The sequence below is a fragment of the Aeromonas bivalvium genome (assembly GCF_000819765.1).
Classification (GTDB): domain Bacteria; phylum Pseudomonadota; class Gammaproteobacteria; order Enterobacterales; family Aeromonadaceae; genus Aeromonas; species Aeromonas bivalvium.
The window spans coordinates 151908-166965 of sequence record NZ_CDBT01000020.1; the positions used below are offsets into that span (position 1 = coordinate 151908).

Annotated in this window: 13 protein-coding genes; 6 read left to right on the forward strand and 7 right to left on the reverse strand. The window is 63.0% G+C overall.

Annotated features, from left to right (window positions below):
• The first annotated feature begins 416 nt into the window (after window positions 1–416).
• Window positions 417–1772 (forward strand): glycerol-3-phosphate transporter, encoded by a 1356-nt coding sequence (gene glpT, locus BN1119_RS08260; RefSeq protein ID WP_041996399.1) that lies wholly within the window; start codon window positions 417–419, stop codon window positions 1770–1772.
• A 101-nt stretch (window positions 1773–1873) separates the two neighbouring features.
• Window positions 1874–2632, forward strand: coding sequence for a DeoR/GlpR family transcriptional regulator (locus tag BN1119_RS08265; protein WP_041996402.1), 759 nt, complete (start codon window positions 1874–1876; stop codon window positions 2630–2632).
• Between the two features lie 145 nt (window positions 2633–2777).
• Here the strand turns inward: BN1119_RS08265 and BN1119_RS20430 are convergent, their stop codons facing one another.
• On the reverse strand, window positions 2778–2990 hold the full coding sequence (locus BN1119_RS20430; RefSeq protein ID WP_157438640.1) for a hypothetical protein: 213 nt from the start codon (window positions 2988–2990) through the stop codon (window positions 2778–2780).
• Between BN1119_RS20430 and glpD the strand changes: the two genes are divergently transcribed.
• The 4 genes from glpD to tyrA all read left to right on the forward strand — a co-directional run bounded on the left by glpD (window position 2989) and on the right by tyrA (window position 8362).
• Window positions 2989–4476, forward strand: coding sequence for a glycerol-3-phosphate dehydrogenase (gene glpD, locus BN1119_RS08270; RefSeq protein WP_041996403.1), 1488 nt, complete (start codon window positions 2989–2991; stop codon window positions 4474–4476). The genes BN1119_RS20430 and glpD overlap by 2 nt on opposite strands.
• A gap of 168 nt (window positions 4477–4644) precedes the next feature.
• Window positions 4645–5724 carry a glycerophosphodiester phosphodiesterase gene (glpQ, locus tag BN1119_RS08275; protein WP_041996405.1) on the forward strand — a complete coding sequence of 360 codons (1080 nt, stop codon included), beginning with the start codon at window positions 4645–4647 and terminating at the stop codon, window positions 5722–5724.
• Between the two features lie 353 nt (window positions 5725–6077).
• Window positions 6078–7151, forward strand: a complete 1074-nt coding sequence (locus BN1119_RS08280) for a 3-deoxy-7-phosphoheptulonate synthase (protein ID WP_041996407.1) — start codon at window positions 6078–6080, stop codon at window positions 7149–7151.
• A gap of 71 nt (window positions 7152–7222) precedes the next feature.
• Window positions 7223–8362, forward strand: coding sequence for a bifunctional chorismate mutase/prephenate dehydrogenase (gene tyrA / locus BN1119_RS08285; protein WP_041996409.1), 1140 nt, complete (start codon window positions 7223–7225; stop codon window positions 8360–8362).
• 64 nt (window positions 8363–8426) lie between these two features.
• Here the strand turns inward: tyrA and hdfR are convergent, their stop codons facing one another.
• From hdfR to BN1119_RS08315, 6 genes are all read right to left on the reverse strand, one after another.
• Window positions 8427–9305 carry an HTH-type transcriptional regulator HdfR gene (gene hdfR / locus BN1119_RS08290; RefSeq protein ID WP_041996411.1) on the reverse strand — a complete coding sequence of 293 codons (879 nt, stop codon included), beginning with the start codon at window positions 9303–9305 and terminating at the stop codon, window positions 8427–8429.
• Window positions 9305–9670, reverse strand: a complete 366-nt coding sequence (gene maoP, locus BN1119_RS08295; protein WP_041996414.1) for a MaoP family protein — start codon at window positions 9668–9670, stop codon at window positions 9305–9307. The genes hdfR and maoP overlap by 1 nt, the downstream gene beginning before the upstream one ends.
• 300 nt (window positions 9671–9970) lie before the next feature.
• Complete coding sequence (eco, locus tag BN1119_RS08300) at window positions 9971–10453, reverse strand: serine protease inhibitor ecotin (protein WP_041996416.1); 483 nt, start codon at window positions 10451–10453, stop codon at window positions 9971–9973.
• A gap of 191 nt (window positions 10454–10644) precedes the next feature.
• Complete coding sequence (locus BN1119_RS08305; protein WP_041996418.1) at window positions 10645–11202, reverse strand: Lcl C-terminal domain-containing protein; 558 nt, start codon at window positions 11200–11202, stop codon at window positions 10645–10647.
• Window positions 11199–12569: an Lcl C-terminal domain-containing protein gene (locus BN1119_RS08310; protein ID WP_052448038.1), complete on the reverse strand. Its 1371-nt coding sequence runs from the start codon at window positions 12567–12569 to the stop codon at window positions 11199–11201. The genes BN1119_RS08305 and BN1119_RS08310 overlap by 4 nt, the downstream gene beginning before the upstream one ends.
• 50 nt (window positions 12570–12619) lie before the next feature.
• The gene (locus BN1119_RS08315) at window positions 12620–15034 is read right to left on the reverse strand and encodes a proprotein convertase P-domain-containing protein (RefSeq protein WP_041996424.1); all 2415 of its coding nucleotides are present in this window, start codon (window positions 15032–15034) and stop codon (window positions 12620–12622) included.
• Window positions 15035–15058: the final 24 nt, after the last annotated feature.

Genomic DNA, 15058 nt, shown 5'->3' on the forward strand with positions numbered 1-15058 from the left:
CTCGACACCGTACTTGTTGTTTTTTGAACCTGCGCAAACGTTATGCTCGTTTGCGCTCGTTGTCGGACGAAAGAGAAAATAAACCTTTCTCCTCTGTTCGCCACACCCCTCTGTTGGGAAATGTGGACAAGATCCCATTCATTGCTAAGAAAATGTGACGAAAGACGGTGTTGTCAAAGTGGTTTACCTCTTAGTGGTTAGCCTGTAGGCCGCGCCATTGCCGCCTGTCGTTCCGCCGACTTTCTGCTCATTTGTGCCCATCAACTGTAATAAAACTGTAATATTTTCGGTTTCATCACAGATTGAATGTTCCAAAATGCGCATAATAGGCTCGCTTACGAATCAGGTTGTTCTGATCGTGCATCCTGGACCGGATAACTTCCTCAACCCCATAACAACAAGACAAGGACACTAAGATGCTTAGTTTGTTCAGGCCCGCGCCCCACATAGAGCGCCTGCCGGCCGACAAGGTGGACCCCTTCTACAAGCGCATGCGCTGGCAGATGTTTTTCGGGATCTTCCTCGGCTACGCCGGTTACTACCTGGTGCGCAAGAACTTCAGTCTGGCCATGCCCTATCTGGTGGAGCAGGGCTTCTCCCGCGGCGATCTGGGCCTGGCCCTGTCCGGGGTCTCCATCGCCTATGGCCTCTCCAAGTTCCTGATGGGCAACGTCTCCGACCGATCCAATGCCCGTTACTTCCTCTCCGCCGGTCTGCTGCTCTCGGCCGGCATCATGTTCATGATGGGCACCATGCACTGGGCGACCTCCAGCATTGCCATCATGTTCGTGCTCTTGTTCCTCAACGGCTGGGTGCAGGGCATGGGTTGGCCCCCCTGCGGTCGCACCATGGTGCACTGGTGGTCACAAAAGGAGCGGGGCGAGATCGTCTCGGTCTGGAACGTGGCCCACAACGTGGGTGGCGGCATGATAGGCCCGCTGTTCATCCTCGGCATGGGCTGGTTCAACGACTGGCGCAGCGCCTTCTACGTGCCGGCGGCGGCCGCCGCGGCCATTGCGGTGATCATCTTCTTCGTGATGCGCGATACCCCGCAATCGGTCGGCCTGCCTCCCATCGAGGAGTACAAGGACGATTACCCCAAGGATTACAACGAAAGCCACGAGCAGGAGTTCTCCGCCAAGGAGATCTTCATGAAGTACGTGTTTCGCAACAAGCTGCTGTGGTACATCGCCATCGCCAACGCCTTCGTCTACCTCATTCGCTACGGCGTGCTGGACTGGGCCCCGACCTATCTGAAAGAGGCCAAGGACTTCAGCGTGGATCACTCCTCCTGGGCCTACTTCCTCTATGAGTGGGCGGGTATCCCGGGCACCCTGCTGTGCGGCTGGATCTCGGACAAGCTGTTCCAGGGTCGCCGTGCCCCGGCCGGTATCCTGTTCATGGTGCTGGTGACCCTCTCAGTGCTGGTCTACTGGTTCAACCCGGCAGGCAACCCGACCGTGGACATGATGGCCCTGATTGCCATCGGCTTCCTCATCTACGGCCCCGTCATGCTGATCGGTCTCTACGCCCTGGAGCTGGCGCCCAAGAAGGCGGCCGGTACCGCGGCAGGCTTCACCGGCCTGTTCGGTTACCTGGGCGGCGCCGTGGCGGCCAACGCCATGCTGGGCTACACGGTCGACCACTTCGGCTGGGACGGTGGCTTCCTGGTATTGACCGTTTCCTGCGTGCTCTCCATCGTGCTGCTGGCCATGACCCTCAAGCACGAAAACATCGCAGTGGCAGCCAAGGCGGCCGCCAATAAGGCATAAAACGTGATCCTGACCTTATTGATCCGAAAGGGGATAAGGTAAACTCCAAAAGGCCCCGCATCTGCCGGGGCCTTTTTTTGTTTCATCATCGGAGTACACACGTGAAGCAAACCCAACGACATCTGGAGATATTGGACGTCCTGACGCGGCAGGGATTTGTCTCGACGGAAGATCTGGTGAGTCATTTCGACGTCAGCCCCCAGACCATTCGCCGGGATCTGAACGATCTCGCCGAGCAGAACAAGATACGGCGCCATCATGGCGGTGCCTCATTGCATTCGAGTACCGTCAATACCGCCTACAGTGCCCGCAAGGTGATGCAGCTCAAGGAGAAGGAGCGTATCGCCCGGGAAGTGGCCGCCAACATTCCCGACGGCTCGTCGCTCTTCATCGACATCGGCACCACCACGGAGGCCATCGCCCGGGCCCTGCTGGACCACAGGGAGCTGCGCATCGTCACCAACAACCTCAACGTGGCCAGCATTCTGACCGCCAAGGATGACTTCACCGTCATCATCGCCGGTGGCGAGATCCGCAACCGGGATGGCGGCATCGTCGGCGAGGCGACCCGGGACTTCATCGGTCAGTTTCGCATGGACTATGGCGTCATCGGCATCTCCGGCATCGATGGCGACGGCTCCCTGCTCGATTTCGACTATCACGAGGTGAAGATAGCCCAGGCCATCATCGCCCACTCCCGTCAGGTGTTTCTGGCCGCCGACCATACCAAGTTTGGCCGCAACGCCATGGTCAACCTGGGCCACCTCAATCAGGTCCACGCCCTGTTCACCGACCAGTCCCCTCCCGAGAAGCTGATGCGCATCATGGCCCAGCACCAGATCGCCTGCCATATCTGCTGATGACGCCAGTGTCCCCTTCTTACTGACGTCCCTCGGCTTCCCTTTGGCCGCCCCTCGGCGGCCTGATGCTTCGCTACCTTCCTTCCGTCCCGCGCCGGGTCTCGGCCTTAGTCCCGGTCACTGTCATCAAGCCGCCATCCTGCCGTCATGGCCCCCTGCCAATACAGAGCACACGACCTTGCCGCGCCAGTGGGGCTGGCAGGGAGGGCGGGGCAGAGGCGCCTTTTTCGACGACGTCCTCTATCTCGATCACACTTTCTTCATGAAATGTTCGTTTATCGCTTTTTAATGCTCTAATATGAGCGAAATAAAACATTGCCACGTTGGCGAACGCAAAAATAAGAAAGTAGGTGAACATGAGCGAACATTATGATCTGGTCGTCGTCGGTGGCGGCATCAATGGGGTCGGCATCGCGGCCGATGCGGCGGGTCGTGGCCTGAAAGTCGGTCTGTTCGAGGCTCATGATCTCGCCTCGGCGACCTCGTCCAACTCCAGCAAGCTGATCCACGGTGGCTTGCGCTATCTCGAGCATTACGAGTTCAGGCTGGTGAAAGAGGCCCTGGCTGAGCGGGAAGTGCTGCTCGCCATGGCGCCGCACATCGCCCGCCCCATGCGTTTTCGCCTGCCCCATCGCCCACACCTGCGCCCGGCCTGGATGATCCGCGCCGGTCTCTTCCTCTATGACAACCTGGCCAAGCGCGACAAGCTCAAGGGCAGCTGTGGCGTTCGCCTCCTGCCCCAGGATGGCCTGGTTGCCGGGATCGACAAGGGATTCGAGTATTCGGATGCCTGGGTCGACGACGCCCGTCTGGTGGTACTCAATGCCATGATGGCCCGCAGCAAGGGGGCCCATGTGCAGACCCGCACCCGCTGCGTCAAGGCAGAGCGTGGCGACAAGCAGTGGACCCTGACCCTGGAGCGGGAAGGGGGAGAGCGCTTCACCGTCACCTGCAAGGGACTGGTGAACGCGGCGGGCCCCTGGGTCAAGACCTTCTATGACGAGGGGATCCACGAAAAATCCCCCCGCGGCATTCGCCTCATCAAGGGCAGCCACATCATAGTGCCGCGCATTCACGAGCGCGAAGAGGCCTATATCCTGCAAAACGAGGATCATCGCATCGTCTTCGTCATCCCCTACCAGCAGGATTACTCCCTCATCGGCACCACGGACGTGGAGCACAAGGGCAGCGCCCGGGACGCCCACATCAGCGATGCGGAGGTGAACTATCTGTGCAACGTGGTCAATGCCCACTTCACCCGCAAGATAGCCCCCAAAGACGTGGTCTGGACCTACTCGGGCGTGAGACCGCTGTGCGATGACGAGTCCGATTCCCCCCAGGCGGTGACCCGGGACTATACCCTGGAACTCTCCGGCGACGCCGACGGGGCACCGCTTTTGTCGGTGTTTGGCGGCAAGCTCACCACCTACCGCAAGCTGGCCCAGGCGGCATGCCACAAGCTCAAGCCCTGGTTCAGCCAGATGGGAGAGGACTGGACCGCCACCAGCCGGCTGCCCGGCGGCGAATTCGATTGCAGCACCCAGGAGCTGGCCCGGGCCTACAGGCTCGAGTTTGACTGGCTGGACGAACGCAGTGCCCAGCGCATCAGCGAGGCCTACGGCAGCCAGGCCCGCCTCTGGCTGCAACAGGAGCGGGGCGAGCACTTTGGTGCCGGTCTGTACGAATCCGAGGTGCGCTACCTGCTGGAGTGTGAATGGGCCCACGGCCTGGAAGACATACTATGGCGCCGCAGCAAGCTGGGGCTGCGCCTGAGCGCGGCCGAGCAGGCCCGGCTGCAAGCCTGGCTCGAGCAGTATCATCACGCCTTGCCCCAGGCCATGTGACGACGAGGGGGATGAGGGGCATGCCCCTCATCCCCGGCAGTGTGGCCGCCTGGGCTGTCATCATCTGCCCGTCATCTTTTTCCCATATAAAAAGAATCTACCCCAGCCCCCGTCTACCTCCGGGGCTGGCGGTCTGACCGACCCTTCAAAACAACAAGAGCATCCAAGATGAAATCATTTGCCATCCCCCTGCTTGCCCTCTCCCTCGGCGCCGCTCTCTCTGTGCCTGCCCTGGCCGCCGATGAAGGCAAGATTGTGATCGCCCACCGCGGCGCCTCCGGCTACCTGCCCGAGCACACCCTGGCATCCAAGGCCCTGGCCTATGGCATGGGCGTCGACTATCTGGAGCAGGATCTGGTGATGACCAAGGATGACCAGCTGGTAGTGATGCACGATCACTTCCTCGACGGCATCACGGACGTGGCGACGCGCTTCCCCGGCCGGGCCCGCGCCGATGGTCGTTACTATGTGGTGGACTTCACCCTGGCCGAGGTGCGCTCCCTGCGCATGACGGAGCCGTTCCAGCTGGTGGACGGCAAGCAGGTGCCCGTCTATCCGGCCCGCTTCCCCCTGTGGCAGTCGGATTTTCGCATCCACACCTTCCAGGAAGAGATAGAGATGATCCAGGGGCTCAACAAGAGCACCGGCAAGCACATCGGCATCTACCCGGAGATAAAAGCCCCCTGGCTGTTCCGCCACGAAGGCAAGGACATCTCCAAGGCGGTGCTGACCGTGCTCAAGCAATACGGCTACACCAGTAAAGAGAGCAAGATCTACCTGCAGAGCTTCGACGCCGATGAGCTCAAGCGCATCGACACCGAGCTGATGCCAGCCATGGGGATGGATCTGAAACTGGTGCAGCTGATGGCCGAAACCGACTGGCACGAGACCATGGTCTACGACGCCAAGGGCCAGGCGACCCCCTATGACTACGACTGGATGTTCAAGCCGGGCGCCATGAAGACCATCGCCAGCTATGCCGAGGGGATTGGCCCCTGGAAGCCCATGGTGGTGACCGAGCCGGGTACCCAGGGCAAGCCTGTCATCACCGCCATGGTGAAGGAAGCCCACGCCGCCGGCCTCAAGGTGCATCCTTATACCTTCCGCCAGGACGAGGGTCAGATCCCGGCCTATGCCAAGGATTTCACCGACCTGCTCAACATCTTCCTCTATCAGGCGGATGTGGACGGCGTGTTCAGCGACTTCCCGGACAAGGCGGTGGAGGTCATCAAGGCCCACGGCAAATAATAAAAGAAGAGCAACACGGGAGTGCAAGCGGGGCCAGGTGCCCCGCTTTTTTGTGCCCGGGGTCGCCACCCGGAGGGGGCTGGGGGAGAGAGGGATGAGGTTGAAGGTGGAGGGTGTAATTATTTATTTACGAAATGGTGCTGTTCTGGCCCTGCCAACCGCTACATTCTGGTGGTGAATACCGGCGTGCTTGGTCATTTATCCATCTGATAGCGTGTAAAGACGCTGTTTTCACTTGATTGTTTGTTTTTCCTTGGTAAGGTGGGGGCGGTTGCGTAACGAAGTGCTGACTTGTGTAAACAAAAATGAACAGTTGGTGCTGTTGGCTTTAATACAGTAGAGAGAATGAGAAGATGCAAAGAGATCCCCTGAACAACATCCATATCCAGTCCGAACAAGTGATGATCACGCCTGCCCAGCTCAAGGAGAAACTGCCCATCTCCGATCGTGCCCTGGCATTCGTGCAAGGGGCCCGCAATACCATAGCCGACATCATCCATCGTCGCGATCACCGTCTGCTGGTGATCTGTGGTCCCTGCTCCATCCACGACATGGACGCCGCCAAAGAGTACGCAACCAGACTCAAAGCGCTGCATGACGCCTATCAGGACTCTCTCTACATTGTCATGCGGGTCTACTTTGAGAAGCCGCGCACCACGGTCGGCTGGAAGGGCTTTATCAACGACCCGAACCTGGATGGCACCTTCGACGTGGAGCTGGGACTGCACCGCGCCCGGGAGCTGCTCTGCTGGCTGGCCGAGCTGGAGTTGCCGCTCGCGACCGAGGCGCTGGATCCCATCAGCCCCCAATACCTGGCTGAGCTCTTCTCCTGGTCGGCCATCGGCGCCCGCACCACCGAATCCCAGACCCACAGGGAGATGGCCTCCGGTCTCTCCATGCCGGTGGGCTTCAAGAATGGCACCGACGGCAACCTGGGCACCGCCATCAATGCGCTGCAGGCGGCCTCCAGCCCCCACGCCTTCATGGGGATCAACCAGCAGGGCCAGGTCGCGCTGCTGCAGACCCAGGGCAACCCGGATGGCCACGTGATCCTGCGCGGCGGTAAGCACCCGAACTACGACTCGGTCAATGTGTCCCTGGCGGAAGAGGCGCTGGAAAAGGCGGGTCTGCTGCCCGGCCTGGTGGTGGATTGCAGCCACGGCAACTCCAGCAAGGATCACCGTCTGCAACCCAAGGTGGCGGACAACGTCATCCACCAGATCCAGGAGGGCAACCGCTCCATCATAGGGGTAATGCTCGAATCCAACCTGTTTGAAGGCAACCAGTCCAGCGAGCAGCCCAAGTGCGACATGCGCTACGGGGTCTCCATCACAGATGCCTGCATCGACTGGGAGACCACGGATGCGCTGCTGGCCCGCTGCCACAGCCAGCTGGCGGCGCCGCTCAAGGGCAGAACTGGGCGTTAAGCCGTGGTATCTTGTCACAACGTATTGATTCACATGGCGTCGCTTGCGGGCGGCGCCGGCAGGGACTGGATATGGCACAAGAGTTGAACGCCCTCAGGGACAAGATAGATGCGGTGGACAAGCAGTTGCTCGATCTGCTGGCCGCCCGTCTGGCCCTGGTGGGGGAAGTGGGCGAGGTGAAGAGCCGCCACGGTCTGCCCATCTATGCACCGGATCGGGAGGCGAGCATGCTGGCCCGCCGCCGGGAAGAAGCCGAGCGCCTCGGGGTGCCCGGGGATCTCATCGAGGACGTGTTGCGCCGGGTGATGCGCGAATCCTATATCCTCGAATCGACCAGCGACAAGGAACACCACTTCAAGTGCATGAAGCCGGATCTGGGCAAGGTGGTGATCATAGGGGGCCAGGGTCAGCTTGGCCGTCTGTTCGGCAACCTGTTCAGCCTCTCGGGCTACCGGGTCGAGACCCTGGAGCAGGCCGACTGGCCCAGGGCCGACGACATCCTGGCCGATGCGGGGCTGGTGATGGTGGCCGTGCCCATCGACGTCACCTGCCAGGTGATCGATCGGCTTGGCAAGCTGCCTGCGGATTGCCTGCTGGTGGATGTAACCAGCGTGAAAGCGGCGCCACTCGAGCACATGCTGGCGGTGCACCAAGGGCCTGTGCTGGGGCTGCACCCCATGTTCGGGCCGGACGTGGCGAGCCTGGCCAAGCAGGTGATCGTCTGCTGCCAGGGCCGTGACGGCGCCGCCAGCCAGTGGCTGCTGGATCAGATGACCATCTGGGGCGCACGCCTGCAGCAGGTGGAGGCCAAGGCTCACGACGAGGCCATGACCCTCATTCAGGCGCTGCGCCACTTCGCCACCTTCGCCTACGGTTGGCATCTCTCCCGGGAGGGAGCGGATCTGGAGCGGCTGCTTAATCTAAGCTCGCCGATTTACCGGCTGGAGCTGGCCATGGTGGGGCGGCTGTTTGCCCAGGATCCCGAGCTTTATGCCGACATCATCCTCTCCTCCCCCCAGAATCTGGCCATGGTGCGCCGCTACTTCGAGCGCTTTGGCGAGGGGCTCCATCTGCTGGAGCAGGGGGACAGGGCAGGCTTCATCGCCGCGTTTCGCCAGGTGTCCGACTTCTTCGGTCCCCATGCGGATCAGTTCCTGAAAGAGAGCCGTCTGCTGCTGGCCCAGGCCAACGACAGGCGCCACTACGGCTGAGGGCCGGTGAGCCGACATAAAAAACAGCAGGGGCCCGCGGGCCCCTGCTGTTTTTTGGCACAGGTCAACCCTGTGGGGCCGGCAGGTAGAGCTCGGCACCGTCCCAGCCCAGGGGCAGGGTGAGCAGCTGATCGATCAGCTCACGGCGATCGGATTTCTCCAGATAGGCGAGGTAAAGCGGACGGCGCAGGGGCTGGCCCCCTTCCACCAGATGCAGGCGACCCTGTTCCAGGAAGGGGGTCAGCATGCGCCTTGGCAGGTAGGCGGCGCCGCCGTTGGCCAGCACGAATTGCAGCGCCATGCTGGCGGAGCTTGAGTGCAGCACCGGGGTCTTCTGCAGGCTCTGCAACCGGCTCGGCTGAGGCTCGAAGCTGGTGCCCCAGTCGAGATGGATATGGGGCATCTGCATCAGGCTGTCGGCATTGGCGGCCGGGTCCCGGCTTACCAGCTCGAACACCAGCTCGCCGATGGGGTGCAGGGCTATCTCGTCGATCTTGGTCGGCTCGGAGAGCAGGGCCAAGTCCAGGGAGCGCTCCAGCAGCTGGCGGCAGAGGTGCTCGCGAGAGGCGGTCTCGAGCCGTACCGCCAGGCCCGGTGCCAGGGCATAGACATGGTTGAGCCAGTCGTTGAAATCCAGCTCCCAGAACACGGGAGGGGCGCCGATGGCGAGTTGCTGGCTGAAGCCGGGGGAGAGGGCCACGTCCTGCTTGGCGCGGCCCAGGGTGTGCAAGATGGCGTCGGCGTAAGGGAGCAGACGCTCACCGGAGGCGGTCAGCCTGATGTTGTTGCGATGGCGGGCAAACAGGCTGACCCCGAGTTGCTGCTCGAGCTGGCGGATGCGAAAGCTCACCGCCGACTGGGTCAGATAGAGATTCTCGGCGGCGCGGCCGAAGTGACGGGTCTTGCTGACTTCGATGAAGGTACGCAGCAGTTCGGTATCCATCAGTCGAGGGACTCGTCACCGCCACCCGCACTGCCACCGCCGCCGTCGAAGCTGCCGCCGGCATCGTCACTGGCGCCGCCGGCGACGGTGCACAGACGATGCACCCGCTTGGGACCAATCACCTTGAGGTACTTGAACCACACCTTGGCGTGGGGGTTGCTGCCGGCCTCACCGGCCTTGAGCTGCTCGGCAAAGGCGGTCTCCACCTCGTCCCGGGGGGCCAGGTTGCCCTGATAGATGGCCAGCATGGCGGTGCCGTATTTTTCCAGACTGTCTGCTTCGGCGACGGTGAATTCACCACTGCGACGCAGGCCACGGGGAAAATGTTTGAAGTCGTTGAAACGCTTGTCTGATTCGAAGCTCATAGTGCTCTTGTTCTGGTTAGTTTGACCTTTGCGGGCAAGTATCATCAGGCTTTTACAGAGTGCAAAATCAATTTTCTCACTATATGGATAAAAATATTTTATTGAACTTGTCGGTGTCGTGCCGATGGGAAACAGTTGGGGCCACTTGATTAAAAAGTGAGAAAAATAACGGAGTTATGACATGTTTCGTCATGAGATTGTCACCGAAATCCCCCTTTTTTGGCCAAGGAAAAGGGCGCACGGTGGCGCCCTTTGGTTGTCATTGTCGCAGCTGGCCGGATTGGGCCACAGGGCACGGGATCACTCGATCATGGCCGGCTGGGCCTGGGCATCGGCACGCCACAGACGGTAGCGTACTTCGTACTCCTGGGGCACATAGATGACGAAGGGCAGCTTGGAGTTGTAGTTCACGAAGAAGCCCTGGCCATAGATCTGGACGAAGCTCTCTTTCTTCTGGCCATCCGGGCAGGCCATCAGGGTACTGATGGGGTCTGATACCTTGCCCAGGGTCAGGTAGTTGTAACCCCAGCCCTTGACACTGTGCTGCTCCAGGTTGCCGGCGAAGCGGGGGACATTGCAGTCCACCAGCATCTTCTTGCCCACTTGCAGCTCGACCATCATGTCGGCTTCGTTCTCGACTTCCGGCAGACGGATCACGACACGTTCCTGGTTCACTTCGGCGGCCGGAAACATGCTGATATCAAATTTTTTCGGTTCGGCGGCGAAGGCATGCCCGCTCAGCAAGAAGGCGCCCAGCAGGCTAAAACGCAATACGGTTTTCATCTGTACCTCATGGGATTGGTCTATCGTCGCTAGACTAACCGCTCTGTGCCTTTCATACCAGCGCTCTGCCACGCAAATCCCGCCTGTTCGGCCACACAATGACGTTATCTGGCTATTTTCTGTCGATGTGCCGAGTGCTCGTACCGATCCGGGCGGAAAACGGCTGGCAGAGCCCTCTGCCAGTCGTGCTCTCAGCGTACCAGCAGCACCTGCTTCGCCCAGGAACCGGGTGAGCGCATTCCGACGGCGCCACTGGTGATGTCCAGATAGGCGACGCCCCTGCTGGCGGGCACCGGGGTCGAGGACCAGAGGTAGACATAGCCGTCGTTCACCTCCTTGCCGTCCCCGGCCATGGCGCGGGGGAAGAGGGTCTCGTTCAATGCCGGCTTGTAGCAGGCGGACTCCAGTATGCTGATGAGCTCCTTGATGGTGGGCAGGCGCCAATCGGTGTGGCCGCCGAAGCCGTGGAGGACATGGCTCGGCTCGGTGCGGATCCGCTCTGCGGTCAGCAGGGCCTGCTGCCAGTAGAGCCGGGTCGGCTCGCCGCTGCAGCTTCCATTCTGCCAGCTTTGGCCGAGCTGGCAGCGCATCCAGGTGAGGCCGGAAGCCCGGTCGGTGACGGTGCCGTTGCCGCGATCCAGGAAGCGGGAACTTGGGCTGGTACGCGGCAGGGTGTCGTCGCAGATGGCGATGGCCAGTGCCAGCGGGCTGCACAGGGTGAGCAGCAGGGTCAGAAGATACTTGTTCATCGGGTTACCTCGGCCACCAGGCGCAGTTGCAGACCGTTGGCATCATCGCTGTTTTGAACTGTGGTGGCGTAGTCGGTGCCGGCATCCTCGCCGAGGAAGATGTGGGCAATGGCGCTCAGGGGGGCGCTCTCGAGGCGCCGGGACGGGGTCAGGGTCTGGCTCCAGTAGTAGCCGCTGAAATCCTTGGTCGTGGTGCTGACGTCGGGGAAGTAGCGCACATCCAGGGTGACGAGCTGACCATCCTGGCGGGCGAGGGAGCCGTAGTGCTGCAGGCTCATCAACTCGCGGGAGTGGGGCAGACGCCAGCCCTGGATGCCGCACAGCTGCTGCGCATCGAGCCATTGGCGATACTGCTCGGTGGTGCAGATGGCCTCCCCCTCGGGGCAGGCGTAGTCCAGCTCCTCCTGGGTGGGCACATAATCGCCGAGGGCCCAGGCGAAGGTGCGGTGCTTGTCTCGCGGACTGTCCGGATCATCGAGCTTCTTCTCCCAGACGAGGCCGGTGTTGAGATCCTCCACGCACTCCCACTGGTCGGCATTGTCCGCCAGGGGCTGCCCCTGGCCGTCCAGCTTGCGATAGCGCAGGGGCGCCTGGCCCAGGCTCGCCTCCTGACCCGGGTGATCGGCGGGTTCCTGGGTCAGCAGGTAATCCACCCCGTCCGTGTAGGTGGTGACGCCGCCGGCGGTCACCAGGGCCCTGGGTTGCTGCTGCACCAGCACGCTGGCGAGTCGGCTCTGCTGGCTCAGCAGTTCGGGACTGGCGGCAAAGTGGCGGGCGAGCTCGGGCAGCAGGGTGACCAGCCCCTGCCAGATCTGGCGCAGGCGCTCGCCAGCGGCAAGACCGGGCAAGGTGGCGAGGTCATCGCGCGCCGCCACGGCCAGCTCGCCGAGGGCGCCATTGAACCCTTCCAGTTGTGCCAGCGCCGCGAGCCCCTGACCCGGTTGCAGGGGCGCCAAGCCACGCAGCAGCTCGGCCAGGGCCTGGGCCGGCGGCAGCCCGTCCGCGACCCGGGTCTGCAACAGCGTGCTCAAGGGGGTGGGGGTGAGGGTCTGATCATCCAGGCGCGCCGCCGGATGGGTCAGGGTCAGGGCGCCCGGATCCCGGGGGATGAACAGCAAGGGGCTGGTGAGCAGGCCGGGGGCGCTGGCGCTCAGCCGATGGGCACCTGCCTCGCCACTGACCACGGGCTCGCCTGGCTCGCAGCTGTCGTTCTGGTTCAGGTTGGCGCACAGGGTGCCCGCCGCCGGCAGCCTGGCCGTGAGGCGGTAGTCGGGGGGAGTCAGGGGCGCATCGTCGGACTCGCCACCGCCACAGGCGCTGAGCAGGGGGACCAGCAGACAGACCAGCGGTGTCATTCTCATCTTCATTTCTTGTCCTTGGAGGGGCCTTGGCCCCTCTTTGCTTTTACAGGGATGGATCAGCCGCGACGGCAGAGGCGGCGCCAGAGCGCCAGGGGCAGCAGCCAGAGCAGGTTGAAGGCACCGCCCCCGCTGCTGTCCGCGGTGTCGAAGTGGATGATGCCGTCATCGGGCAGGGGGGCTGGCTTGCCACACTGGGCGCCGGTGCGCTGGCTGATGCTCCAGCCGTTGATGCGGCCCTGGTTGCCCGGTTTGCTGTCCACCACCTCCAGGGTCCAGCGGCCGGCCAGCGGCTCTCCTGTCAGGGCGCTAAAAGCTTGCAGGGGCAGCAGCTCGGTGGGGAAGACCCCTTTGAGCCGTGGCAACGGGCTGTAGCCCTTGTCCCAGATCTGGATGCGGGTGCCTGAGGGGGAGTTGAGCCAGATCTCCAGCTCATCCAGGGCCTGATGCTGCAAGTCCAGGTTCAGTTGCAGGCGATCGCTCACCCGGGCATCGCTCTTCTCCAGCACCAGGCTGGTTTCGCTGATGCCGCGCACCTCCTCGCTCTGGGCATCCTTGAGGGTCATGGGCTGGCCGCTGGCCCGGCTGATGACGGGGGTGCCGATGGGCAGGGTGAGGGACTGCTGCCACTGGCGCTCGGTCGGGCTGGTGCCGCTCATGGCCAGGTTCACCGAGAGGCTCGCCTCGTCGCCACAGGCGAGCGGGCTGGTGGCCAGCAACCGCAGGGTGGCGGTGAGACTGGCACCTACCGCCAGGGTCGCCGGCTGCCAGGCATGGGGATCGGCCTGCAGGCCGGCGGGCAGGGACAGGGTCAGGGCGTTGAGGGTCACCGGGGTGCTGCCGGCGTTGCTCAGGTGCAGCTGCACCGATTGGCGCTGCCCCCACTCGAGGGCGCCGTCCTCGGTGAGGGCGACATTGACCGGGGCCTGCAACAGGCCGTGCTGGCGAAACGCCTGCTCCAGATGGCGAGCATAGGATCGCGCCGGGTAGAGGCGCGCCGCCGTGTCCACGGTAATGCGGGCCAGCTGCGGCATGCGGATGGCGGGCCCCAGGCCGAAGTGAGACTCGATGACCAGGCGATCGAACTCGTCCCGCGCCCCTTCCCCGTGCTCGGCCACCGAGGCCAGCAGGGCCTGGAACAGCGGGGTGCCCCACAGCTGATCCCCGTTGCTGCCGTTGATGGTGCGGTGAGCCGGGTAGTTGTAGTCCGGGTGGTAGCGGGCCCGAGCATCGTCCAGCTGGCGCGGGGTGCGGTCGGTGAAGCGGGCATCCCAGTTGAACACCATGGCGGGCTCGAACTGGCGGCCCGCCTCGCTGCGCTGGCGATGGCTGGCGGCCAGGAAGTCGCCGAAGCCCTCGCCGATGGCGCCCCAGTCCCCCTCTTCCCCGAGATCCGGCAGGATGTGGTGCTGCACTCCGTGGCCGAATTCGTGCCAGATCACCATGGGATCCTCGGCATCGGGGACGCCGCTGCGGCCCAGCTCCAGCCTGCGCTCGAACGGATCGTAGAGGGAGTTGTCCTGATAGCCTGCGTCCGTGTCGACGTCGAGGGCGCCGGGGATGAGGTCGGTGAAGCCGAGGGCCTTGAGGTGGCGCTGGGCCAAGTCCAGGTGGTAGTAGGCGTTGATGTCGGCAAAGCCCGGGTCGTCCCGGATCAGGCGAAAGGCCTGCGGGTTGTCCGCCTGGTAGGGAGCCGTGCTGGGTGCCATGGCATCCACCACTCTGGCGTGGGGGCCGCTCAGCACATAATCCGTGCCCTGCAGGGTGACCGGCAGTTCCACCTGGTCCTGATAGGCGGCATCCGCCAGCACCAGGGCCTCGTGCCAGACTAGGCTGGCGTCTTGCAGCTGGGTGCGGGGATCGGGATCGAATACCCGTGCCATGACGTTCTGATCCCCCGCATCCGGGGTGCGCACGGCCTGGGTGCTCGCCTGATCGCCCCAGCGGCCGATCTCGCGATCCCCCTCGCAACTGGCAAACAGCTGGACCCGGCTGGCCTTGGCATTGCCGTCCTTGTGTTCGCTCACCCGCTGGCGCAAGGCGGGGACCAGGGTGTCGCCGTCACGCCAGTACCAGGCTTCGACCGGCCCCAGCGGGTCTATCTGGCTGCCGTCGGCGCGCAGCTGGCCGAGCAGGGGATCCAGGCTGGTGCTGGCATCGCAGCCGGGCGTGGCGCTCTGCAAGGGGCGCAGATTGTGATAGAGACGCCAGGGTCTGCCCGCGCCGTCTATGCTGACGGCGGCCTGGGTGGTGGCTACCGGCAGGCCGTTGACCAGCATACGAAAGCTGTAGTGATGGCCGAGCAGGCTGGCCCTGTCGTAGTCGGGGGCCAGCGTCACGCCCAGGCGCTGCTCGAGCCAGGCCTGGGGCGTGGTGGAGAGGGGTGACTCATCGACAAACTGCAGCTCGGCCGCCAGCAGGGGCTGGGAGAGCAGGGTTGCCGCCAGCCAGAGGGCCAGGGAGGAGGGTTTCATGGGTGACTCCAAAACAGAAAAGGT

Excerpts from the sequence above, each read along its gene's own strand:
- glpT (WP_041996399.1), top strand. The coding sequence starts at position 417 with ATGCTTAGTTTGTTCAGGCCCGCGCCCCACATAGAGCGCCTGCCGGCC.
- glpD (WP_041996403.1), top strand. The coding sequence starts at position 2,989 with ATGAGCGAACATTATGATCTGGTCGTCGTCGGTGGCGGCATCAATGGG.
- BN1119_RS20430 (WP_157438640.1), bottom strand. The coding sequence starts at position 2,990 with ATGTTCACCTACTTTCTTATTTTTGCGTTCGCCAACGTGGCAATGTTT.
- glpQ (WP_041996405.1), top strand. The coding sequence starts at position 4,645 with ATGAAATCATTTGCCATCCCCCTGCTTGCCCTCTCCCTCGGCGCCGCT.
- BN1119_RS08280 (WP_041996407.1), top strand. The coding sequence starts at position 6,078 with ATGCAAAGAGATCCCCTGAACAACATCCATATCCAGTCCGAACAAGTG.
- tyrA (WP_041996409.1), top strand. The coding sequence starts at position 7,223 with ATGGCACAAGAGTTGAACGCCCTCAGGGACAAGATAGATGCGGTGGAC.
- hdfR (WP_041996411.1), bottom strand. The coding sequence starts at position 9,305 with ATGGATACCGAACTGCTGCGTACCTTCATCGAAGTCAGCAAGACCCGT.
- maoP (WP_041996414.1), bottom strand. The coding sequence starts at position 9,670 with ATGAGCTTCGAATCAGACAAGCGTTTCAACGACTTCAAACATTTTCCC.
- eco (WP_041996416.1), bottom strand. The coding sequence starts at position 10,453 with ATGAAAACCGTATTGCGTTTTAGCCTGCTGGGCGCCTTCTTGCTGAGC.
- BN1119_RS08305 (WP_041996418.1), bottom strand. The coding sequence starts at position 11,202 with ATGAACAAGTATCTTCTGACCCTGCTGCTCACCCTGTGCAGCCCGCTG.
- BN1119_RS08310 (WP_052448038.1), bottom strand. The coding sequence starts at position 12,569 with ATGAAGATGAGAATGACACCGCTGGTCTGTCTGCTGGTCCCCCTGCTC.
- BN1119_RS08315 (WP_041996424.1), bottom strand. The coding sequence starts at position 15,034 with ATGAAACCCTCCTCCCTGGCCCTCTGGCTGGCGGCAACCCTGCTCTCC.